The sequence below is a fragment of the Photobacterium sagamiensis genome (assembly GCF_050337085.1).
Taxonomy (GTDB): domain Bacteria; phylum Pseudomonadota; class Gammaproteobacteria; order Enterobacterales; family Vibrionaceae; genus Photobacterium; species Photobacterium sagamiensis.
The window spans coordinates 196008-218294 of the sequence record NZ_JAKJSP010000013.1 but is presented as its reverse complement, the minus strand read 5'-3'; the positions used below and the strand labels follow the sequence as shown (position 1 = coordinate 218294).

Genomic DNA, 22287 nt, shown 5'->3' with positions numbered 1-22287 from the left:
CTAAACATCCACTTTGCCAAGAAGGTAGCTATGGTTTGCATGCACATAGCTGATGATGGTTGCCTCATCGGCCAACGCCTCTGGCATATCAAGTTCACTTTGTTCGTTAATACTAAAGGTATAAATTTCGCCTTGACTGCGCACTAGCACCTCAGACCCTTCGATGTAGAAGCCGGCGTTGGTGCTATTAGTAAAGTCACCGCGCAGGTTGTACAGGGTGAATTTATCTTTATAAGGCTTGCTATCCCATGGGCAGAACTGCGCACAGTTGCCACATTCATTACAGTAAGCGTCAATATGCAGCGTCTGATATTGATCTTTAAAGCCAGGAATTGGCAGTGAGATATTGGCGCGGTTAGGACACACATCCACACACTTGCTACATATGTATGAACATTCCAGACAACGTTTTGCTTCTTGTTCAACGAACACATCATGGTCTGCTGCTTCAAGTTCGTTAGCGGCAATCAGTTTGACCTGAATATCCCCTTTACGAGCGTAAACATCATCTGCATGAACCTCAGATTTCACTTCATTTTCTTCTTCGCTCTGTGCTTCGCGAGCCAGAATCGTCGTTGCCGCTTTACGACCACCAGAGATAGCCGACACGATTGATGATGGACCGGTATTGGCATCCCCCATCAGGAACACGTTCTCAACCGTGGTTTCACACGTTTCGCTATCAACTGCAGGCCAGCCATCTTCACCCATCGGGACACCGATGCGAGTCAGTACATCACGGTTACTTTGCTCACCCACCGCAGTGATTAAGGCATCAACCTGCAATTCCACAGTCTTATCTGTTGCGACCGGACGACGACGTCCTTTTTCATCAGGCTCACCTAATTCCATCACGCGAGCAGTCAGTTTACCGTCTGCATCGAACTGCTCCGGATTGGTCAGGAACATGAACTGCACGCCATCTTCAACCGCTTCTTCATACTCTTCTTTGTATGCTGGCATTTCAGCAATCGTACGGCGATATATGATGGTGACTTTTTCCACGCCATCAACTTTCAATGCTGCGCGGGCACTGTCCATCGCGGTATTACCGGCACCGACAACAGCAACATGTTTACCCAACTCAAGCTTTTCACCGTCGTTGAAGCTGCGCAAAAACTCTAATGATTTAAAGACTTGCGTGTTGTCACCAGACAGTGAGATTGGGTTGCCTTTATCTGCACCTATACCCAGGCAGATATACTTATAGCCGCTGGATTTTAGCGTATTGACGGTCAGGTGCGGATTGCAGCCATATTCGATATTAACGCCATGCGCTTTAACAAAATCAATATCATGCTGGATCACTTCAGCCGGAATACGGAACTGAGGAATGATATTTTTAACCACACCGCCTGCGTTATGTTCTTTCTCAAACACAGTTACAGGATGACCCGCACGCGCCATGAAGTAAGCGGCAGACAGACCAGCAGGGCCAGCACCGATCACCGCAACAGGATGCTTTTCACGGTTTAAATCCGGCTCATGCCATTTTGCTTTATAACCTTCCCACCCTTTTGCCAATGCAACTTTCTTCATTTCACGAATGTTCAATGCACCTTCGTAGTCACGACGGGTACAGTTGTATTGACACTGGTGGTCACAAATATGACCGGTAATAGCTGGCAGCGCATTGCGCGAATAAATCACTTCCAATGCTTCTGTGTACTGGTGCTGGCCCATCATACGAATGTATTCAGGGATATCCTGACTGATCGGACACGCTGTCACACAAGGGGCAACATAGCAGTCTGTGAGTGGCATCGCTTTCTTCACGCTGATCTCTTCAGGACCACGCCACTCTTTCTGAGCGTAATCTGCCACCAGCGATTTCGCCGCTAATGCTTCAAGTTTGACTAGGTCAACTTGCTGCATGTTCCATTCGTTACTTGTTTCCAGCTCTTTTGCACAATCAGCCAAACGAAGATAACCACCCGGCTTAAGCAAATCTGTTGCCATCGTGATTGGACGGATACCGGTTTCGAAAATCTCTTTAATGTTGAATTTGCTGGCACCACCTGAGTAAGAAATCGGTAACATGCCGTTAAATTCACGAGACAGCTCCAGCGCCACATTGATCGATAGCGGGAACAGAGCACGGCCTGACATGTACATTTCTTTGTCAGGTAATACCCCTTTACGGTTTAGCGTACCCAAGGTATTAGTCAGCTTCACCCCAAAACCAATGCCTCTGGCTTTGCCAGAATCAACCAAACGGTGCAGCATGGCTTTGGCATCTTCAATCTGAAGATCATGGCCGAATGATTCTTCGCTCAAGGCAATGTAATCAAACCCGGCATTGTCAAGAATGCCGCGCACGCGCTCATAACCCAACAGCGTCGGATTCAATTTCACAAAGGTATTAATACCCTTGTCTTCGATCATATAACGACAAATCGCTTCGATTTCATTTGGCGGGCAACCGTGCATGGTAGAAAGCGTTACACCACGGGTCAATTGAGCCGGAATAGATTCTGCCAAATGTTGCAAACGCTCTAAACGATGCTCAAAACCATAGGTCTTAATAAATTCTGGATCAGCAATAAAGGTTTTAAGTTCAGCGATATAGGCATGGAAATTTTCATGCTTGCTGGAATCAACCATATCGTCGATATACGCCTGCATCGGAGCAGTCTGAATACCAGCCAGATCGTAGCCGACACTCATATTAAAGATGAAAGACTTCTCTTCCCCTTCAGTGCGGGGATCAAACACTTCCTCCAGCAAATGCAGCGCAATCCATGCTTTCAGATATTCATCATAGGCTTTGGTAAGCGTGAACTCTGTCGACCATTCAGTGTTAAAGCACTCATCTTCGGCATCAATACACGGCTTGGCAATTTCCAGCGTATCCAGCTTCTGAACGGTTTTCAGCTCCATGAAACGGCCACCGGCCAGCCAGGAACAGATGATGTTTTGCGCCAGCTGCGTATGAGGCCCGGCGGCTGGGCCTACCGGTGTTTCATAGTGCTCATCCCAAACCTTTAAGTTTTTGGTGTTTTCCTTGCGGTAAAACTGCTTCGATGGGATCCCAAAAATCGATTGGCTTTCTTTATACTCACTGAAAACTCGGTTGAGTAGCTCGCCAAACGGAACGGGACGCATGATGTCTCCCATGATAAATCTCCTTGATGCTGTATTTTTCTTGTTTTACACAACCAGCACATCAATTTAGTGCAATGCGTAGGGCTCAGATGTAAAAGTAACAATTCGTTCGTTACCTCGTTTTGAACTCAATTGAGCAACTACTGCGCCAAACTTTAAAAACAGCATAAAGAAGAAGGAAATTCGTGACCCATGTCGAAAGTCAGGAGCATTGTGTGAATCAGGTCAAGGTAGGTTATTTATCTAAATAGAGAGAAAACAAGTGCGAAATGAGTATGCTTCTTAATACGGATTAATTTCCTATCAAATTAATAAAGATCTATCACTTTGATAATTATTAAGATGATAGTGATAAAAGATGAAAAGACGCTAGGTTATAGTTTTGAAAGGAATCGCCATTCCTACACACATTTCGTTCGAATTGAATTCCCATAGGAAGCTCTGAATCTCACATCTTGCAGTGGCTTGGGTATATACCGATAAAATGAGAAAGTTAGACGTAATCTGTCACTTCGAAGAAAAGTACATGAGCGAACTAACCCGTTTTGCCCCTTTTCCATTTAGATTGATTGCTCATTCGCATCCTGTTCATCTTGATTTGCAATACCAGTACTAATCTGGTGCTGGGGAGTGATCCTTTAAGTCAGCAACGCTCACAAACTCCTACTAACGAGCATTACGCAAGACTTGGTGGTTTTGGACTAGTTCCGCTTCATACTTGCTTTCGGTGAAAGCGTGCGTGGGAAGCTATCTCGTTTTCGTCCCGATTGCGCATTACTTGAACTGCTTTTTCCACAATCTCTCGATATGCTGGATACACCACGTTTTCGCCTTACCCATTCGGCTGCGGTTCCAGGCCAGTACAATATTCAACTCATAAACAGAATCATCATCGATCACCACCAGTTCACCTCTTTTAATCGCTTTCTCAGCATAACAGGTCGACATTGTCGCAATACCCATTCCGGCTTTTAGCGCAACAAACTTGTCGTGCATTGAGCTTACCGTAAGTAATGGTTGCTTATCGAGTATGTTGTGGGTGACTGGCGGGAAATTTCTGGCTGTATCAGCAACGGCAATACCACGATATTGCTGCCTTATCACAGGATCTAGAGGATTTTCATGTTGATGAATAGGGTGATCAGGGTGGGCAACCCAGATCATATCAAGTTTACCTATTGGTTGAATTTTCACTTCCGGGGGAACAATACTTGGTGCAGGCGCAATCAATATATCAGCTCTATCTTGAGTAAGCGCTTCCCAGCACCCGGCAAGAGTTTCTTCCTGAAAACGAATACGAGTCTTGCTCTGCTTTGCAAGTTCATCCACCAGTGGCAGCATATGCTCCAATTTAATCAAACAATCATACGCTATCGTAATCTCTAGCTCCCAGCTATGGGCCAATGCGTTGACTTCAAAAATCATTTCATCAGCAGCGGTAAGTAGCTGTCGTCCTCTTTCTAGTAATAATTGACCAGCCTTGGTAAAGGCCGCCTTATGACCTGAACGATCAAAGATCACCAGATCCAGATCTTGTTCTATTTTCTGCACCTGATAACTCAGAGATGATGGTGCACGACTTAGCTCTTCTGAGGCTGCCGCAAAGCTTCCCCGGCGATCGATTGCATCAAGAACGAATAGCGCTTCAAAAGACAATAATTTATTCACATCCACTCCCGGCGGGAAACTGTCATCCTATTTAACTCTGTATCATAATTTCATGGCCTATTATAGGCAGGACAATAAGAGCTAATTGATTATTTTAGATAGGAAAATTCTTCATTTATGGTCAGAGAATAGTTCCCAAATAAACCTCTCACAAATGTATGGGAGCGGCTAATCAATCCGATGTTATTTGAACTATCTGAGGCTTAGGGTTAGCACAAAGATTTAATGTGGCATTTCAACTTGCGCCAATAGAACATTAGGAAGAATGGGTAATTATATACCCAAGCATCTTGAGGTAGTTTGGGTCTAAATAATGATTTACTCTAAGAATGGTGTTGTGAACACAACGCCATTCTTAGATAGAGTGAAATTATTCATGCAGTTTAGACAGAATTTCTTCAAACAGTACCTGCATGAGTTTCTGACCGTGCTCACTACTCCAGTCCTGAGCGAGTTCCGCTATCAACTGATTGGTCGTGGTGAGCGTGACACCATGGGATTCCATGCGGCGTAGTGCCGTATCATCCGCTATTTTGCTTGGAGAGCCAGAGCCGTCAACAACGACTTGCACATTGTAACCTTCTAACACTGACGTAATGGCTGGATAAACGACACAGACGTCAGTAGTAATACCAGCAATGATCAGATTTTTACGTCCAGTCGCTTTAACTGCGGCCGCAAAATCAGGATCTTTCATCGCATCGACAACACCCGCACGCTGCACGCGTTTTTCAAATGCTTCTGGTACTGCTTTCTGAAGTTCCTCGAACAACGGTCCTTGGGCTTGATCCTCCATACTCGAAGTGAGAATCAAGGGCATGTCCGTTTCATTCGCTGCACGTGCTAATGCAATCGTATGTCTCTTAATCTCTTCCAAGTCCGCAGACTTAACCCAACCCATGGTACCAACTTGATGATCAATCAATAACATCGCTGAATTTTCTGGAGTAAAAATTGTGTGATTCATTTTATATATCTCTTTTGGTTATGCCATTACTGGCAGTTAATGAGTCAATTGCATTTGTAGCTTACTTATTTGGCGTGAACCGAGTATTGCATTGTCTCGGCTCGAGTGTACCGCTGGCAATAGGGTCCACAGTTGAAATGCCTCCGCTTTACCTGCATCGGGATAAACGGTTTCTTTATGCAAGACGCCACCACCTGCCGACATTACCTGTATGCCACCTGAAAGTAGGTGGCCGGTATGACCACCCGTGTCTTCATGTTTTATACTCGAAATCAGAGGGTAGCTGATGGTAGCCACGCCTGAATGACCATGGAAGCCAAAGCCAGCAGTGTTATCTGCACCGGAAATAGCGAAGTGATCCCACAGTACAAAGGGATTCAATACTGTTAGATTGCCTCTGGAGACAAAACTGGCGATGGGTCTATGATTTGAACCAGTACGAATTTCTTGAATAAATCGGCTCATTATCTGCTCTCTGATTTCGTTGGAATAAGTACATTTTAGATAACTACCCATTCATTGAGTAGATGGTATAATTGGGTTTATTTACCCCATATTTAGAGGTAATAAATGGTAGATTTCAACGAAATTAATATATTCATTAAGGTTGTCGAAGCCGGTAGTTTTGTTGGAGGAGGAAAGCTGCTCGGCATACCGTCCACCACGGTCAGCCGCAAAGTTCAGCAGTTAGAAGATAGTTTGGGTGTGAGGTTATTGCATAGAAGCACAAGAAAGCTGTCACTGACTGATCAAGGATTGCTCTATTTCCAACAATGCCAGCAGCATCTTATGGGAATTGAAGAGGCCAACCTTGTTGTAACCCAGTCACAAAAGCAACCGAAAGGAACCCTGCGGATTACCTCTCCATTAGATTTCGCCACCTTATATGTTCAACCTTGGATCAACGAATTTCTTGCTAAGTATCCAGAGGTAAAAATTGAGCTGAAGGTAACAGATCATCAGGTCGATCTGATAGAAGAGAGAATTGACATCGCTTTTCGATCTGGTGTGCTGAAGGATTCCAACTTGGTTGCTCGTCGAATCGGACCCAAGCAAAGTGTTTGCTGTGCTAGTCCCGACTATCTTACTCAGTATGGTGAACCAGTACACCCCAGAGAATTGACTCAACATCTTTGTATTTTATGGGGGAATACACTTCAAAATCAGAATTGGCAATTTAAAGATATCGACCAGGTATTAGATATTCCTGTAAATGGTCGGTATGCCACTGATGCTAATCATCTATTAATCAAGGCAGCGGTGGCCGGATTGGGCATTGCCAGAGTTCCTTTGCCTTTGGTTAAGCCTTATCTGGAAAGTAAATCGCTTAACTTGATACTGACAGACTACGAAATGCCTGCTGGTAATATGTACATCATCTATCAGTCTCATAAATATTTAACCCAAAATATTCGCTTATTTGTGGATCATGTGATCGACCAAATCACATGATCCACAATGTCAGCAAACTGGCAGCCTAAAGAGCAGGTAACATCATCTGTCAGCTAGGCTGTATAATCTCTGTCAAGGCCTGTTGCAGGCCTTTAAGTTGGGGCAGTTCAGCCCTAATCGTCGGGATATCCGCCTGGAAGCCTTCTTTCTTGAACCAGGAAAACATGGTCGACATCTCCTTGCTCATTGGTGCAAATAGCCAGCTTGGCAGTGTCAGGTAGCGCGGCTTTTTCCCCATCACCTGGGTGTAAATAGCTTTGATTTCTGCAAAACTTTTTTCATCACCGGCCAGTTCCACAGCCTGAGCCAGGTAGCGTTTCGGCTGGGAAAACACCAAGGCGGCAAAGGCTCCAATATCATCAACGGCGGCCATTTGTAGCTTTCGATTTTTTTTCAGTGCCCAGGACAACAGGCTCCAGTTAACAAAAGCAAAGCTGCCAGTTGCTAAAAAGTTTTCGATAAAATAAGCAGGGCGGATAAAAGTATAAGGCAACCCGATCTTAATAATATGGCGCTCAATTTCCCCCTTGCTGTCAAAGTGGGGAATGCCCGTTTGACGCTCGGCTCCGCCCACAGAAGAATAAACAAAGTGCTGCACCTTAGCCGCTTTGGCTGCATCCGCCAGGGCTTTACCCTGAGCAATTTCGACCTTTATGCTACTGGTCCAGTTATTTTGCACCGAATAGACGCCATAGGCACCCTTCAATATCGGTGTAAGCGTTTCCGGCTTGTCCAGATCGCCATAGATCACCTCGACACCTTGTTGACGTAACCTATCCGCCGCTTTGCTTTGCAGGTTGCGGGTTACCGCTTTAATAGTAAAACCACTGTTCATCAGGTGTTTTACTACCGCGCCACCTTGATTGCCTGTTGCTCCTGTCACGACTAAAACTTTATTCTCGACCATGATCTTATCCAACTTAATGTTTGCTTAACGACGGGGTAAATCCTAGCAAGGGCTGGATTGGTCAACTAGATGGTAAAAACAAATTACACTATCCCAAATATGGGCTAATTGAGTTAGTCATGTTCGACTTAAGTGGGTACGCCATCTGCGCCGAATGGCTGTTCAGATCAATGATAATACCGTCGATTATCCCATACATGGTATAGATTAACCCATCTTTCCCATCTAGTTGACCAATATGGTGATTGATAAGCTTACCTGTCCGCTAATAAAGTGATTTGAGGAGTTTGAAGATGCCAAAGAAAAGAGACGTACTGGTCGATAGTGATAGAAAAAGTACGAACAACTCGATAATAGAAATAATTTGCTTTACCGATCCGTATTGCACATGGTGCTGGGGATCAGAGCCGATTCTGCGTAAAATCCAGGAGGTTTATGCTGAACAGGTGAAAATTTCCTATACGATGGGGGGACTGGTTAAGGATATTGGCAATTTCAGTGATCCCGCCAATGGCATCGCTGGTACGCAATGGTACCGCCAGGTTGCCGATCATTGGGTCGAGGCATCACAGCAACATAAGATGCCAGTGGACGAACAGATTTTCTTCGAAATCAAGGACGATTACCGATCGACGTACCCCGCCAACATCGCCTTTAAGGCATCCCAATTTCAGGGTGAAGCAGCTGCAACCCGTTATCTGCGGCTCCTTCGGTCAGGTGCCGCAGCCGAAAATAGAGCCATCCACCGACTCGAGGTTCAGATTGAAATAGCCGAGGAGGTCGGTCTGAATGTCGAGCGTTTTGTCCAGGATATCCAGGAGGGTAATGCAGAACAGGCCTTCCAGGAAGATCTCTTGGCATGCCGAAAGCGAGCCGTGCGAGGGTTTCCTAGTTATCTACTACGGGGACCGGAAGGGGAAGTGATGCTGCGAAGCTTTACAACTTACGAACAATTCGAGTACTGGTTTGAGGAGCTTGTCACTGAACCCTTGTCCCACCGAACACTTCAGGAAAGTGCAGCGCAGATTGTCGACTTTGTTGCACGCTACGGCAAAGTGGCCCCAATGGAGATCGCAGGCGTCTACGGAATAAGTATTGAAGCGGCCCAGGCGCGGTTAAAAAGTATGGCACAAAGTGGAGTGTTGGTAGAAATGAAAGCTGGCAACGGGCACCTCTACTCACTCCCCATCGATGCCCAGGGGTGTGATGCCGAAACGGGCAGTTGCTCCTTCCCCAATAGCTGAATGCGTGATTAAAGGAAAGCCCAAACAACCACGCAAAACAAGGATATCCACCATGAATGATAGGTGGATATCCCCCCCATCATGCGACCATTGCCGTTCTTCGAGCATTGGGACGATACCTCGGTGGAAATCTGACCATATTCTCCGCCTGAACAACACGAATCAACTTTCCAAACCAAGATTAGAGTAATCAAACCAAACTAGCGTGCTGTGACAACGAAGGAGCAAGTATTGATGTATTTCAGGTAATCTAAGTTAGCCAAAATGAAGTCACAACTCTAAGGCGGTTTATGCCTCAATATAACCCCAGAAGCCTCATTAAAAACAGTACTAACCACCCTCGATTAGTGCCGTCACTCTAGCAATCTAATATCCGCAAAAGAGCTAAATATGATGCTTTCGTTATGCACGATTTTCGTTAGCGAGCATCTTTGTGCGTATCGCACAGTCAGTTGCAAGTGGGAGTCAGTACAGAATAAAAGCATCACTAATTTTATCGCGAATCCACTTATGCACCTGATCGTTTTGATGCCTTTCATGCCACATTCCTCGAATCGTAACGTCAGGCAAAGTAAATGGGCACCTCTTCACTTCTAATCCGTACAACTGCTCCCCTTGTCTTGCAATAGATTCCGGCAAGAAGGCAATCAATTGGGTATTAGGTAATAATGCTAACTGTAAATTGAGGGTTTCAGCATAAAGACCGATTTTTCGCTCTGGTAGCCCCTCACTCTTGCCGTATTGACTAACGGGATCGTCCTGATCATCGAGCAAGCTGGACTTGATATGGGGATAGCGAAAAATAGCTTCTGAAGTCCAGTTATTCAGGACAGGATTATGTTTATCTAATAAGCAAACTAAGGCTTCATCAATAAGCCGTTTCTGCATAAAACGGGGATTAGCTTTTAGCCCTGCGCCAATGATCATATCCAGCTTGCCATCATCGAGTTTTTCATAGGCTTTTTTATCCAGTATCTGCACATCAATGACAATATTAGGCGCTTCGTAATTGATCGCACTGAATGCCTTTGAAAGGTAAGAGGCAACAATAAAGTCATGGGTCTGAATACGGAAATGGGTATGGACTTGTGAGAGTTCCAAGGTTTTTGGTGTCAGTAACGTATCGATTTCACTGAGAATAAACCTGAGCTTACCGGATAACTCCAGTGCCCGTGCAGTAGGTTCCAACCCCTTGGCATTTCGTATGAAAAGAGGATCATCGAAAACACTTCTCAGCCGAGTCAAGGTGTGGCTCATTGCTGACTGGGTGACATTCATCTTCTGCGCAGCTCGTCCCACATGCCGCTCTTCAAGCAACGCGCGCAATGATTTCAGCAGATTTAAATCGACTTTAGCAAGATGATTTTCATTCATAATGGTTATTAGTTGTAATCAGTTCAACTAATAATGATGCGGATTTACACTCTTTTCAACCCCAACAAAGGAAAGAGTAATATGAACATTTTAATTACCGGTACCAGCAGCGGATTTGGCCGGGAAATGGCTAATATCGAGGAAAGACCATAATGAATACCTTAGTGACGACAATTATTGCTCTGCTTTCAGCTTTCTTCTTATTTGCCAGCTCAATAAAATTGCTGGGGTGGCAAAAGATGATTTTCGAAAAGCAACTTGAGTTCTTTCACTCTTATGGACTGAACCGCCAGATAATGGCTCTGGTAGGTGCCGTTGAGCTATTCGGGGCAATTGCCATCTGGTTCCAAAGCAGCATACTGGGATTGCTAGGCGCCATGGCGCTGCTTGGTACTTCTTTAGGCGCTATCGCTTTCCACTTATATTTTGATACTTGGAAAGACGGCATCCCGGCCACCGTGACACTAATACTCTCTGGAATGGTCATTTACCTTAGTTAAGAAGCAGCCCCCTACCTTGCTTAAAAAGCAAAGGACAATTGCATGTAGGTGCGTTGTTAGCATTATTGACAATGAATATCATGTATTACCGCTAAATAATAACTCTAACGACAGGTACAACGATGAGCTCTAACAACATTAAAACAGCCACCGTAGCTGCATGTTTCTCGGTGACCGCTCAAGAAATAATAAAACAATTAATTGAGTCTGGCGCTCAGGTTGTAGGATACGGCCGTGCTGGTGATGAGCAGCGAGCCCGTGATTTAGAAAGTCAATATAACGGTAAGCTCACGGTACTTTTAGGCGAGCTCACTGATGAAAAAGCTTGTCATGAGCTTGTTGCCAAATCACTTGATATTCTTGGTGGCACTATCGACGCCCACTATCATTGCTCGGGGGTGTTCTCATGGAGTACGTGGGAAGAGGTCGAAGCTAAGGAAATGGAACGGTTGTTCAGTGCAAACTTCACCACTGCCTGGGTGTTAGGCCGTGAAATTTTCTCGGCCATGAAACAAAGACAAACAGGTTCTATCATGTATGTTTCAGCGCGAGATACGATTCGCAATATCCCTTATGGTTTCGGCCCTTACATGGCATCCAAGCTGGCACTTAATGGATTAGTCGAAAGTCTGGCCGCTGAAGGTGTTCAATACGGTATTAAGGTTAACGCTGTTCTTCCTACTATCATGGATACCGATGTAAACCGTGAAGCCATGCCAGATGTTGACCATAACGATTGGGTAAACCCATCACAATTTGCCAGTATCATGATTGATCTTACGCAACCGAAAAAAACGAACCTTTCGGGTTCATTAATCCCGGTTCAAGGCAAAATGCTCTAATAAAATAAGAATCATAACCCTGTTACCATTGGTGATCAGGGTTATGACCTCCATCATGGCTCAGGTATTTTTCAGGCAAGCCACTTCTGTATCTTCGGTTCAATAAAGTCTATAAAGTATTTCACCAGAGGGTTGCGAATGCCGCTATCGGCCCATACAAAATAGAAACCTGCTGTTTTGGGATGCCACTCAGGTAAAACATGTACCAGCGTCCCGTTTTCAAGCTCATTTCGAACAAGGAACTCTGGAATAACGGCCAGTCCGAAGTTTGCGAGCAACATTTCACGCATCACATTTGCACCTTTTACATTGATCCCTTGCTTAATCGGATACTTCGTTCCTTCGGGCTCATCTGCATTAAAAAGTTCGACGTAGTTCTGAATGATTTCCGTTTTTATCCACTGATGTTCACTTAGCTGGGAGAGCGTATTGATCCTTGGGTGTGAATCCAGATATTGTTGACTGACACAAACAATACGTTTTATATCGGTGATTTTTCTTGCTCTTAAATTTGAGTCTTCCAACCAACCAATACGACCAGAAAGATCAAATCCCTCCTCGATTAAATTGCGTTTTCGGTTATCAAAATCAACATTGAGCTGCACCTTCGGAAAACGCTGGCAAAACTGAGCGATTAACGAGGGGATTTCTCCTGAGGCTAAAATTGCAGGTAAAGCAATATTCAGGTTGCCGGTTGGTTCGTCTGAACCTGATAACAGCTCATTTAATCCTTTTTGAGCTGTACTGGTCATTTCCTGGCAGTAAGGATAAAAACGGCGGCCGTAATCGGTCAACGATAGCTTTCGGGTTGAACGATACAGCAAAGGTGAACCGATATGTGCTTCAAGCTGGCTTAAATGATGACTGACTACCGAAGGCGACATCGACAGTTTTATCGAAGCCTGGCGAAAAGAGCCTTCTTCAACCACGCAAGCGAATACTGCCATTGATTTTAAGTGTTCAATCATAACAACAACTTTTCATTGATAATTAAAGAAATCAGAATAAAGAATTCTATTATATTGTATTCTTTAATTATAAGTTGGTTCTTATACTGAGTCACGAACTTAGAAAAACAATAAGGAACAACATCATGAAACGTAAAATCTTACTTGCTGCTCTCATTGTATCAACCCCTACAGCATTTGCCGCTCAAGATGACACACAGGATCCATGGGATGGCTTCTATGCCACCGGTGCATTTGGTATCAACTATGGCGATACTGTTTCCGGCAGCAACAATATTAAAGATTTTACCGACTACGGAAATGATTATGGCGAAAGCTATCAGCTAGGCCTGGGTTTTCGTTTTGATGAGAACTTCCGAATTGAAGGCCGTGTTAGCCATCGGAATAATGACTCCGACAATACTCGTATGGGCTTCAGCCCGCTGGCGGGAATGGACGTTACCGGCACAGTAAACGGCAAACTATCAAGTACCTCAGTAACCGTCGATGGGTTCTATGACTTTGCCAACCAAACCTCATTTACTCCATATCTTAAAGCCGGTGTTGGTGTTGCTCGCAATAGTTATGAAGCGACCCTGTTTGTCAGTGAATTTAATGCCGGCTTCGGCTACGAGGAAGAGACCTCGACTGAATTTGTCTGGAATGTCGGTGCTGGTGTCTCTTATGAACTGACAAAGACAGTAGACCTGTTTGCAGAATACCAACTTCAAAGCCTGGGCGAAGTAAAAACAGCGACAGACATAAGTGGTGATGCCATTGGTAATGATGATTACTTAGTGCAGGAAGTGAATATCGGTCTTCGTTACCTGTTCTAAGCTTTAGGGTGAAACCTCACTTACAACGTTCCTTTTGAGGGTATCAGTCATCGTTCTAGCAATGTGACTCTCGCCATTACCAAAAGGATTCCTGACTAAATTTTGAAATACGTTGGAAACAGAATGAGTAAAAAAATTGCAGTTATCGGTGCAACCGGTCAAGTCGGTGCACCGATGGTGAAAAGCTTGCTTGAAAACGGTCACCAAGTTTTGGCAATTTCCCGAGCGAAAAACCCAGGTAATAAAAGTAAACTTGAAGCATTAGAGGCACAGGGCGCTTCATTAGCTTTTTGTTCTGACTATTCTGATGTCGATGCAATGGCAAAGATACTGGAAGGATCTGACATACTGGTCGCTAGCGTACAGGCAAATAAATCATTTCTTGTCGATGTACAGCCCAGGATCCTGGAAGCCGCAATTAAAGCGGGAGTAAAAAGATTCGTTCCAAACGAATTCGGCGCCCATACCATGGGCATGCCTTGGGGGGCGGGAGTTGTTTTTGATTACAAAAAACAGTTCCAGGAGCTGCTGATGAAGTCTGGTATTGAATGGACACTATTTTACAACGGCGGCATCTTCGACTACTTCCTGCCAAACTTGCGTTTCTTCGACAAGATAACCACCTTTGGTGACATTGATTTGCCTATTTATACTCACCAGATCCAGGACATCGGACAGGTTGCAGCCTTAGCCGTTGTTGATGACAGAACCGCCAACCGTTGTGTACAGATGGATTACAACCATTTGACCCAGGCTGAAATGCTGGATCTTCTTAAGCGCTCCTGGCCAGATCATTCATTTGAATACACACACTATTCGACTGAATACATTATGGATATGAAAGAAAACGCTGGTGACGAAATTACAGCCAAACGGGGCGAAGAAACCGATAAAGAACGATGGGGAATTAACTACATCTGTTATGTGGCAGGAAAGCTCGCTAGCTTTGATGAACATACCCTGAGAAGTTCAGAGCTGTATCCAGACTATGTCTGCATCAAACCGGAATCTGCAATACAAGACGCTAATTTTGTTTTCGAACAACCAAAATAAGCTCTTTGATTTTTCCTGGCGTAGCTAACGCTTTTTTAACTCCCCCTCCGGCGTTATGCTAAAAAATAATTTTAATATGATGTGAAATACCAGTCGGACACCATGCTTCAAGATAGTTATCCCGACTGGTATAAAGCCGTTTTGGTTTGAAATAATCAAGCCACTTGCTACATCAATTGAGGGGGCTCCACTTGCAATACCATGATGCAACGTTATCGTTATCATCATGGTATCTGCGTGTTACTTGCTTTTTTTCGGTCTGTACTATGAATACCTGGCTCTCTTTGCTTCCTCCAACCATAACCATTGCGCTCGCTATCGCGACAAGACAAGTCTATGTTTCACTGTTTATTGGAATACTCTCCGGAGCAATCATTCTCTCCGGAGACTTTATATCAGGCCTGACACAAGGCATTGATACGATCGCTGATGTATTTTCATCTTCCTATGCGACACGCAATATTCTGTTTATTTTGATGATTGGTTCAGTCATTAAAGTGATGGAGCATTCAGGGGGTATAAAAGGCTTCGTATCTGCAATCACCAATAAAAGCTGTTTAGTGAAAAGTAAAAAAGGGGCGCAGCTTGCTGCCTATACTGCAGGGCTTCTGATGTTTATGGAAGGGATCGGCTCCATGATGATAGCTGGTCTCGTCGGGCGCCCTTTATATGATAAGTTTGGTGTGTCGCGAGAAAAACTGGCTTACACCGCTAATTGTACTGGATCACCGGTTGCATGGTTGTTTCCCTTAAGTGGTGCAGGCGTTTTTTTAATGAGCATTATTGGCAGTCAGGTTGACGCAGGCGTCATAGAAGGCGCGCCCCTCAATTACCTGCTCGATGCAATTCCTTACCAGTTTTATTCTTTGATCTTGATTATTTCCGTTCCTGTTTTTATTTTACGCGACGTGGAATTTGGCAAAATGAGCACAATGCCAGCACGACTCGCAGAGCCAGAAATAAAAGATAAGAGTGAAGGAACGGACGATAAGATCACTGTCGCCAATATGATCATCCCGCTCATGTTACTGATCAGCTCCATCATTGGCATTATTTTGTATACGGGCCAAGGTGATCCATCGAAGGGAGATACTGTTTCCGCTATTTACTGGGGCGTCATTATGACTCTGTCCGGTACTGGTTTGTATTATTGGTATAAAGGTATCGCAAACATGAACACCTATGTGAATTGGTGTATTGAGGGGGTCCAGAGTATGGTCCCTGCGACAATCGTGCTGATCTTAGCCTTTGCACTGGGTAATATTACCAATCAATTGCAAACGGGGGTTTTTGTCTCACATTTAATTATGGACGCATTACCTGTCTGGATGATACCGGCCGCCATTTTTATCACCTGTTGCACAATTTCTTTTTCTACCGGGAGTTCTGGAGCTGCGATTAGCGTGATGGCATCACTTGTCATTCCGCTTGCGGCAACGACTGGCTGTTCAATACCTTTAGCGTTGGGGGCTATGGTTTCAGGCGCTGTCTTTGGAGATCAAAGTTCACCAATATCAGATTCTGTGATTGTTGCAGCAACAGCAGCAGACTGCCGCAGTATTGATCACTTTACCACTCAAATACCATATTCCATTGGCGCTGCCGGACTCTCTCTGGTGATGTTCCTGGCTGCTGGGTGGGCACTATAAAAAAAGCATAATCCCCGATGAGTATTATTACGTCGCCGGGGATTTAGCGGTTTTATCTTCAAGTGCGAAGTAAATCTTACCAACAGTTATTTCGGCAATTAAGATAATAAAAATAACCGCAAAGAACGCAACAACGCCATTTAATGGCCCGGTGAACACAACTTTGTCACCAAACAAAATATTAATCGCTTCAAGCATGATGATTTTTGAGCCAACAAGGATGGCCCAGGTGGAGAGTCCGCGAAGTACTTTGGGTGACAAGCCCTTTTTACTTTTAAAATAATTCGCAATGCGATGTTCGGCTGCGATAGAAAGCTTCAACAACACTTGAAGTAAAATAGCTGCGGCTAGTGATATGGTAAAAGACTGTATTGTAACGTAACTCCAGTATTCCTCGAACAAGTTCAGCACGGTTAAGTCAACCAAAACCGCGAGCGTATAACCCACGAAAAGTCGCTGAGGAGTATTAAATCCATAATATCGCTGTGCTTCTTTCCCTAAATTTTCAGTTGTATCTGTCATAAGGGTTACCAAGTTCGCGCGGATTTTTTCAATAAATAACCATGGCATCGTTTTAAGAAGCTGTCCAATCCCGTATTTAAGACCCCTTTGCTGAATATCAACGTTTGGTGACTGAAGTCGTCAAACTTCTGTGATGAAGTTAGGGCCTGTTTATCTTTAAACATAATTGCTGCAATGTTGAAAGATAAACAGACCCTAGAAAGGTGATTTATTGACCAAATTTGATTTAATCAATAAATCATAAGTTGATGAGCAGACAAAAATGATTAGTGAACCATCAAATTTATAAAAGAGTGCTATAAGTTAAAGATTATTGACTCGTGCAATGATTTAACTAGAATGCACACGCAATCGTAATGCATCCCTGATAGTAATAATCAACAATAAGCCACAGAATATGAAAACTGCCAGACCGAAACAAGATATTGATACACTTAAATTAATGCATATTGGCATGCGCTTGCTGGTTGAAGTTAACCTCCCCAATGGCAAAAAGTCGCAAGCGACTTCACGTTTGATCGGTTATAAAAAAGATGACTTCATTCTGATCGAATACCCAACCAGTCGGGATACTGAGTTTGAGAATATTTTTTTGGAAAATGCCGAGATCATAGTTCGAGCGATTACTGAAACTAGTTTCCGCGATATTGTGGCTTTTAAAGCAAAAGTTAACACCATAGTTTACCGCCCTGTAAAAATGCTATCGCTTGATATGCCGGTAAATATAGCGAATCACAAAATCCGTCAACAGCCTCGTGTTGAAACAGAATATGTTGTATCTATCGAATCTGGCGGCAACAAAATTCCAGCAAAAATGATGGACTTTTCCATATCAGGTTGTCGTTTGATCACAGAGACTCAAGCCACACCCATTAGCCAGGGTGACAACGTCACCATCACACTCTCACTTACACCCCATCTTAAAGGACAACTTGAGGGTTTAGCCGTAAGCATTCAGTCCGGACCCCGTCAATGTCAAATCGGAATACAATTTGACGACCATCAACTTGAGTTAAAAAAAGATATTTTCCACAACTGCATCATTGAAATGCGTAATCACGGCAAGCTTATGGTTGGCTAATTAATCCAGATAAACATCTCTATTTAACGCATACTTTCAGATGGTTGCGACAAAAATTTAAATCGCGGCATCCTGATTATGCAGCCTTAATATTCTTGTATTTATTGACGATTGTTATTCCCCTTTCTACGTTCAATATAAGAAAGCAAAGGGGTTGCGCTATGGATGCCAGAAAAGTAAAAACAATCGAAGATGCAAAAACCATTATAACCGAACGCAACCTCACTCACGTCAAAGTCGGACTCTTTGATAATGACGGCGTGATGCGCGGCAAATATATGTCGACGGCGAAGTTCTTCTCTTCGCTCGAAAACGGGTTTGCCTTTTGTGATGTTGTATTAGGCTGGGATGTCAAAGATCAGCTTTACGATAACGCCCGGTACACCGGCTGGCATACCGGTTACCCGGATGCTCCCGTTCGCATTATTCCCAGTAGTTGCCGTGATGTACTCGATGAAGACGGCATGCTGCTTTTCATTGCCGAATTTTCCGGCGCTGCAGAAAAAGTCTGCCCCAGAGCAACCCTGCGGCGGGTGTTAAATCATGCCAGCGATATGGGCTTCGATCCGTTCGCTGCATTAGAATATGAATTCTTCCTGTTCAAAGAAACTCCCCATTCTGCCCGGGAGAAAGGATTCCGCAACCTCACAACAATAACACCCGATTGGTTCGGCTATTCGATGATCCGCAACTCCACCTATTCTGAGCTTTATAAAAACATTCTCGCCATGGGCGAAACCATGGATTTCCCGATTGAAAGTATTCACTCGGAAACCGGCCCCGGTGTAATAGAGGCTGCATTAGAGGTTGATGGTGCAGAAGCCGCCGCAGATAAAGCCGCCCTGTTCAAAACCTATATGAAAGTGTTCGCCCAGAAGAATGACCTGCTGGCGACCTTTATGGCGAAGTGGAGCAATGATTATCCGGGGCAAAGCGGTCACATCCATCTCTCGCTGCGTAACAAAGATGGTTCATCGGCCTTTTTTGATCCTGATGCCGATATGACGATGAGCAAAATTCAGCGTTACTTTCTGGCTGGCCAACAACGCCTGATGCCAGAGTTACTCTGTATGATCGCCCCGTCAGTTAATAGTTATACCCGCATGATCCCGGGATTCTGGGCACCCACTGATGCCACATGGGGAGTTGAAAACCGTACCACCGCTCTGCGCTTAATTACGGGTTCGGAGAAATCACAGCGGCTGGAATATCGTATCGGCGCGGCTGATGCCAACCCCTATCTCGCACTGGCTGCAGCCTTGGCATCCGGCTTATATGGCATCACGCATAAGTGGGAACCCTATGAGCAGATCATCGGCAATGCTTACGAACAGCAACACCCGCAAGACTTGCAACTACCCCATACCTTATGGGAGGCGACACAACAGTTTAAAGCCTCGAAAGCCGCCCGAGAAATGTTTGGTGATGATTTTGTTGAACACTTTGCTGCCTCACGGGAATGGGAAGAGCGGGAATTCAGAAAACATGTTACCGATTGGGAGCTAAACCGTTACTTTGAAATTATCTAAGGGAAGATAATGACCGATCATCAAAACTCTCCGGCTCAATTGAAAACTATCTCACCCATTGATGGCAATTTGTATGTCTCCAGAAAGTATGCCAGTAAAACAGAGATTGAAAATACGCTAACCAAAGCCAAAGCGGCTCAGCTAACATGGCGTGATATGTCTCTAGTCGAAAGGAAAGCCCTGTGTAGCAAAGCTATCGACGCCTTTGTTAGCCATAAAGACGAAATCGCTGAGGAAATCACCTGGATGATGGGGCGCCCCATTCGTTACAGCGCTGGTGAAGTCTCAGGGTTAGAAGAGCGAGCACGCCATATGATTGCCATCAGTGACGAGCCGCTAGCGACCATTGAACTTCCTGAAATTGATGGGTTCACCCGTTATATCAAGCGCGTTCCGCTCGGAACGGTATTTGTTATTGCGCCTTGGAACTACCCGTACCTCACAGCCATTAATTCGGTAATCCCGGCGCTACTGGCTGGCAACGTGGTGATTTTAAAACACTCGGCACAAACCCCCTTATGTGCCGAGCGCCTGCATCAAGCCTTTACCGAAGCCGGTCTGCCGGAAGGTGTTTTTCAATTCCTCCACCTGACTCATCAGGAGACTGAAAATATCATTGCTTCCAATGCCATCAATTACGTTGCTTTTACGGGCTCTGTTCGTGGTGGTCAAATTATAGAAAAAGCTGCTGCCGGGCGATTTATCGGGGTGGGACTTGAACTAGGGGGCAAAGATCCGGCTTATGTTCGGGCGGATGCCGATCTTGATCATGCGGTCAAAACCGTTATCGATGGTGCATTCTTTAATTCCGGTCAGTCTTGCTGTGGCATTGAACGGGCCTATGTCGATGCCAGGATACATGATGATTTTATCGAGAAAGCCATCAAGTTGATCAACCACTATCAGCTAGGCCGCCCCGATCACCCTGACACGACGCTCGGCCCACTCATACATACCCGCGCTGCCGATTTCGTTCGAGGCCAGACAGAAGAAGCCATTAAGCTTGGTGCGACAGCCCATATCCGTGAATCCGATTTTCCCGCCAGTAAACAAGGTTCACCCTACCTTGCGCCACAACTGCTGACTAACGTTAATCACACCATGCGAGTGATGACAGAAGAATCCTTCGGTCCGGTGCTTGGTGTACAAAAAGTCACATCCGATACGGAAGCCGTTGTTCTGATGAATGACAGTGAGTTTGGCTTAACTGCCAGTATTTTCACTCGGGACATGACTAAAGGCGTTGAATTAGGCGAGCAGCTGGAGACCGGCTCCTTTTTTATCAACCGTTGTGACTATCTCGATCCGGCGCTGGCATGGACTGGGGTTAAACAATCTGGCCGAGGCTGTACCCTGTCTTCGATTGGATTTGAAATGCTGACCCGCCCGAAGTCTTTCCATCTCAAACATCTTTAGTTTTAGTGAGGAGCAGAACATGTCGCAAGGGAATTGGAATTATCCGACCTCAATGACTGTTGGTGCAGGGTGTATTAAACACGTCACGCTCGCATGCCATGAGCTTAAGATCCAATCGCCACTGTTAGTCACGGATCCTGGGCTGGTTGATCTGCCGATGGTTAAGTCGGTTATCTATGACTGTCAGCAAGCCAAACTGAATATTGCAGTATTCAGCCAGGTACAAAGCAATCCGACCGAAGAGAATATCGTCGATGGCATTAGCGCCTACAACGATGGCAAGCACGATGGCGTGATAGCGTTGGGTGGCGGCTCCAGCATAGATACCGCCAAGGCGATAGCTCTGGTCGCCAAACAAAACTGTTCGTTGTGGGATTTCGCCGATATCGGTGATAACTGGAGGCGGGCAAACGGCAGACTCATCGCTCCTGTGATTGCAATTCCGACCACCGCGGGAACAGGCTCTGAAGTGGGACGGGCATCCGTTATCACCGATCCAGTCCATCAGGTTAAGACGATCATCTTTCATCCTCAAATGTTGCCAGCCAAGGTGCTGCTTGACCCGAACGTTACTGTCAGACTTCCACCTGATATTACCGCGGCGACGGGGATGGATGCCCTATCCCATAACCTTGAGGCCTTTTGTTCTCCCTCTTACCATCCGATGGCAGACGGTATCGCCATCGAAGGCATTCGCCTGATTAAAGATTATTTACCCGTCGCTTTTCATAACGGGTGCGACATTGAAGCAAGAACACAGATGCTGGTTGCTTCGAGTATGGGGGCTACCGCATTTCAGAAAGGCCTGGGCGGCATGCATGCTATCGCCCACACCCTCGGGGCACTGTATAACAAACATCATGGTCTGCTTAACGCGATTCTGATGCCCTATATCATGACGGCAAACCGTTCACAGATAGAGCATAAAATGGCACATTTGGGCCGTTATCTGGCACTTCCTCAACCGGACTTTAATGGCGTACTACACTGGATTCTGGATTTGCGGGCTGAACTTGGAATTCCTCATACCCTGACTGACATTGGTATAGATGACGATCAGGCCGAGCGGATCGGAAAGATGTCAGTTGCCGATGCTGCCGCCGGTGGCAATCCAATTTGTTTTAATGCGCAGCAGTATGCGGATATTTTCACTAACGCCATTCAAGGCACATTGATCGCGTAAACCAGAAAGTCA

Annotated in this window: 19 protein-coding genes; 11 read left to right on the top strand and 8 right to left on the bottom strand. The window is 45.1% G+C overall.

The genetic code is table 11. From position 1 onward, the window contains the following. The 4 genes from ygfK to L4D76_RS04610 all read right to left on the bottom strand — a co-directional run bounded on the left by ygfK (window position 1) and on the right by L4D76_RS04610 (window position 6205). Entirely contained in the window at window positions 1-3117 is a 3117-nt protein-coding gene (gene ygfK, locus L4D76_RS04625) for a putative selenate reductase subunit YgfK (RefSeq protein WP_428439766.1), read from the bottom strand. Window positions 3118-3879: 762 nt separating this feature from the next. Further along, window positions 3880-4773: a LysR family transcriptional regulator gene (locus L4D76_RS04620; protein ID WP_428439765.1), complete on the bottom strand. Its 894-nt coding sequence runs from the start codon at window positions 4771-4773 to the stop codon at window positions 3880-3882. Window positions 4774-5143: 370 nt separating this feature from the next. Beyond that, window positions 5144-5740, bottom strand: coding sequence for an isochorismatase family protein (locus L4D76_RS04615; RefSeq protein ID WP_428439764.1), 597 nt, complete (start codon window positions 5738-5740; stop codon window positions 5144-5146). A gap of 36 nt (window positions 5741-5776) precedes the next feature. Then, window positions 5777-6205 carry a pirin family protein gene (locus L4D76_RS04610; protein WP_428439763.1) on the bottom strand — a complete coding sequence of 143 codons (429 nt, stop codon included), beginning with the start codon at window positions 6203-6205 and terminating at the stop codon, window positions 5777-5779. A gap of 105 nt (window positions 6206-6310) precedes the next feature. On the opposite strand from L4D76_RS04610, the gene L4D76_RS04605 reads away from it, so the two are divergent. After that, the gene (locus L4D76_RS04605; RefSeq protein ID WP_428439762.1) at window positions 6311-7192 is read left to right on the top strand and encodes a LysR family transcriptional regulator; all 882 of its coding nucleotides are present in this window, start codon (window positions 6311-6313) and stop codon (window positions 7190-7192) included. A gap of 49 nt (window positions 7193-7241) precedes the next feature. Here the strand turns inward: L4D76_RS04605 and L4D76_RS04600 are convergent, their stop codons facing one another. Next, window positions 7242-8099 (bottom strand): NmrA/HSCARG family protein, encoded by an 858-nt coding sequence (locus L4D76_RS04600; protein ID WP_428439761.1) that lies wholly within the window; start codon window positions 8097-8099, stop codon window positions 7242-7244. A 293-nt stretch (window positions 8100-8392) separates the two neighbouring features. Here L4D76_RS04600 and L4D76_RS04595 point away from each other — a divergent pair, with 293 nt between their 5' ends. Next, the gene (locus L4D76_RS04595) at window positions 8393-9343 is read left to right on the top strand and encodes a DsbA family protein (protein ID WP_428439760.1); all 951 of its coding nucleotides are present in this window, start codon (window positions 8393-8395) and stop codon (window positions 9341-9343) included. A 465-nt stretch (window positions 9344-9808) separates the two neighbouring features. Here L4D76_RS04595 and L4D76_RS04590 read toward each other — a convergent pair whose 3' ends face one another. Then, window positions 9809-10717, bottom strand: coding sequence for a LysR family transcriptional regulator (locus L4D76_RS04590; protein WP_428439759.1), 909 nt, complete (start codon window positions 10715-10717; stop codon window positions 9809-9811). A gap of 152 nt (window positions 10718-10869) precedes the next feature. On the opposite strand from L4D76_RS04590, the gene L4D76_RS04585 reads away from it, so the two are divergent. Next, window positions 10870-11217, top strand: a complete 348-nt coding sequence (locus tag L4D76_RS04585; protein WP_428439758.1) for a DoxX family protein — start codon at window positions 10870-10872, stop codon at window positions 11215-11217. A gap of 122 nt (window positions 11218-11339) precedes the next feature. Continuing rightward, complete coding sequence (locus tag L4D76_RS04580) at window positions 11340-12059, top strand: SDR family NAD(P)-dependent oxidoreductase (RefSeq protein WP_428439757.1); 720 nt, start codon at window positions 11340-11342, stop codon at window positions 12057-12059. A gap of 71 nt (window positions 12060-12130) precedes the next feature. On the opposite strand, the gene L4D76_RS04575 is transcribed toward L4D76_RS04580, so the two are convergent. Continuing rightward, window positions 12131-13027 carry a LysR family transcriptional regulator gene (locus tag L4D76_RS04575; RefSeq protein ID WP_428439756.1) on the bottom strand — a complete coding sequence of 299 codons (897 nt, stop codon included), beginning with the start codon at window positions 13025-13027 and terminating at the stop codon, window positions 12131-12133. A gap of 125 nt (window positions 13028-13152) precedes the next feature. On the opposite strand from L4D76_RS04575, the gene L4D76_RS04570 reads away from it, so the two are divergent. The 3 genes from L4D76_RS04570 to L4D76_RS04560 all read left to right on the top strand — a co-directional run bounded on the left by L4D76_RS04570 (window position 13153) and on the right by L4D76_RS04560 (window position 16544). Then, window positions 13153-13842 carry an outer membrane protein gene (locus tag L4D76_RS04570; RefSeq protein ID WP_428439755.1) on the top strand — a complete coding sequence of 230 codons (690 nt, stop codon included), beginning with the start codon at window positions 13153-13155 and terminating at the stop codon, window positions 13840-13842. 123 nt (window positions 13843-13965) lie between these two features. After that, window positions 13966-14895, top strand: a complete 930-nt coding sequence (locus tag L4D76_RS04565) for an aromatic alcohol reductase (protein ID WP_428439754.1) — start codon at window positions 13966-13968, stop codon at window positions 14893-14895. 266 nt (window positions 14896-15161) lie between these two features. Then, the gene (locus L4D76_RS04560) at window positions 15162-16544 is read left to right on the top strand and encodes a Na+/H+ antiporter NhaC family protein (protein ID WP_428439753.1); all 1383 of its coding nucleotides are present in this window, start codon (window positions 15162-15164) and stop codon (window positions 16542-16544) included. Window positions 16545-16571: 27 nt separating this feature from the next. Here the strand turns inward: L4D76_RS04560 and L4D76_RS04555 are convergent, their stop codons facing one another. After that, window positions 16572-17066 (bottom strand): hypothetical protein, encoded by a 495-nt coding sequence (locus L4D76_RS04555; protein WP_428439752.1) that lies wholly within the window; start codon window positions 17064-17066, stop codon window positions 16572-16574. A gap of 397 nt (window positions 17067-17463) precedes the next feature. Between L4D76_RS04555 and L4D76_RS04550 the strand changes: the two genes are divergently transcribed. The 4 genes from L4D76_RS04550 to L4D76_RS04535 all read left to right on the top strand — a co-directional run bounded on the left by L4D76_RS04550 (window position 17464) and on the right by L4D76_RS04535 (window position 22275). Then, on the top strand, window positions 17464-18147 hold the full coding sequence (locus tag L4D76_RS04550; RefSeq protein ID WP_428439751.1) for a flagellar brake domain-containing protein: 684 nt from the start codon (window positions 17464-17466) through the stop codon (window positions 18145-18147). Window positions 18148-18308: 161 nt separating this feature from the next. Next, the gene (locus L4D76_RS04545; protein ID WP_428439750.1) at window positions 18309-19676 is read left to right on the top strand and encodes a glutamine synthetase family protein; all 1368 of its coding nucleotides are present in this window, start codon (window positions 18309-18311) and stop codon (window positions 19674-19676) included. Window positions 19677-19685: 9 nt separating this feature from the next. Beyond that, window positions 19686-21092 (top strand): aldehyde dehydrogenase family protein, encoded by a 1407-nt coding sequence (locus tag L4D76_RS04540; RefSeq protein WP_428439749.1) that lies wholly within the window; start codon window positions 19686-19688, stop codon window positions 21090-21092. 19 nt (window positions 21093-21111) lie between these two features. Continuing rightward, window positions 21112-22275 carry an iron-containing alcohol dehydrogenase gene (locus tag L4D76_RS04535; protein WP_428439748.1) on the top strand — a complete coding sequence of 388 codons (1164 nt, stop codon included), beginning with the start codon at window positions 21112-21114 and terminating at the stop codon, window positions 22273-22275. Window positions 22276-22287 lie beyond the last annotated feature (12 nt).

Excerpts from the sequence above, each read along its gene's own strand:
- L4D76_RS04535 (WP_428439748.1), top strand. The coding sequence starts at position 21,112 with ATGTCGCAAGGGAATTGGAATTATCCGACCTCAATGACTGTTGGTGCA.
- L4D76_RS04600 (WP_428439761.1), bottom strand. The coding sequence starts at position 8,099 with ATGGTCGAGAATAAAGTTTTAGTCGTGACAGGAGCAACAGGCAATCAA.
- L4D76_RS04545 (WP_428439750.1), top strand. The coding sequence starts at position 18,309 with ATGGATGCCAGAAAAGTAAAAACAATCGAAGATGCAAAAACCATTATA.
- L4D76_RS04590 (WP_428439759.1), bottom strand. The coding sequence starts at position 10,717 with ATGAATGAAAATCATCTTGCTAAAGTCGATTTAAATCTGCTGAAATCA.
- L4D76_RS04555 (WP_428439752.1), bottom strand. The coding sequence starts at position 17,066 with ATGACAGATACAACTGAAAATTTAGGGAAAGAAGCACAGCGATATTAT.
- L4D76_RS04610 (WP_428439763.1), bottom strand. The coding sequence starts at position 6,205 with ATGAGCCGATTTATTCAAGAAATTCGTACTGGTTCAAATCATAGACCC.
- L4D76_RS04565 (WP_428439754.1), top strand. The coding sequence starts at position 13,966 with ATGAGTAAAAAAATTGCAGTTATCGGTGCAACCGGTCAAGTCGGTGCA.
- L4D76_RS04575 (WP_428439756.1), bottom strand. The coding sequence starts at position 13,027 with ATGATTGAACACTTAAAATCAATGGCAGTATTCGCTTGCGTGGTTGAA.
- ygfK (WP_428439766.1), bottom strand. The coding sequence starts at position 3,117 with ATGGGAGACATCATGCGTCCCGTTCCGTTTGGCGAGCTACTCAACCGA.
- L4D76_RS04560 (WP_428439753.1), top strand. The coding sequence starts at position 15,162 with ATGAATACCTGGCTCTCTTTGCTTCCTCCAACCATAACCATTGCGCTC.
- L4D76_RS04585 (WP_428439758.1), top strand. The coding sequence starts at position 10,870 with ATGAATACCTTAGTGACGACAATTATTGCTCTGCTTTCAGCTTTCTTC.
- L4D76_RS04580 (WP_428439757.1), top strand. The coding sequence starts at position 11,340 with ATGAGCTCTAACAACATTAAAACAGCCACCGTAGCTGCATGTTTCTCG.
- L4D76_RS04615 (WP_428439764.1), bottom strand. The coding sequence starts at position 5,740 with ATGAATCACACAATTTTTACTCCAGAAAATTCAGCGATGTTATTGATT.
- L4D76_RS04570 (WP_428439755.1), top strand. The coding sequence starts at position 13,153 with ATGAAACGTAAAATCTTACTTGCTGCTCTCATTGTATCAACCCCTACA.
- L4D76_RS04605 (WP_428439762.1), top strand. The coding sequence starts at position 6,311 with ATGGTAGATTTCAACGAAATTAATATATTCATTAAGGTTGTCGAAGCC.
- L4D76_RS04540 (WP_428439749.1), top strand. The coding sequence starts at position 19,686 with ATGACCGATCATCAAAACTCTCCGGCTCAATTGAAAACTATCTCACCC.
- L4D76_RS04550 (WP_428439751.1), top strand. The coding sequence starts at position 17,464 with ATGAAAACTGCCAGACCGAAACAAGATATTGATACACTTAAATTAATG.
- L4D76_RS04595 (WP_428439760.1), top strand. The coding sequence starts at position 8,393 with ATGCCAAAGAAAAGAGACGTACTGGTCGATAGTGATAGAAAAAGTACG.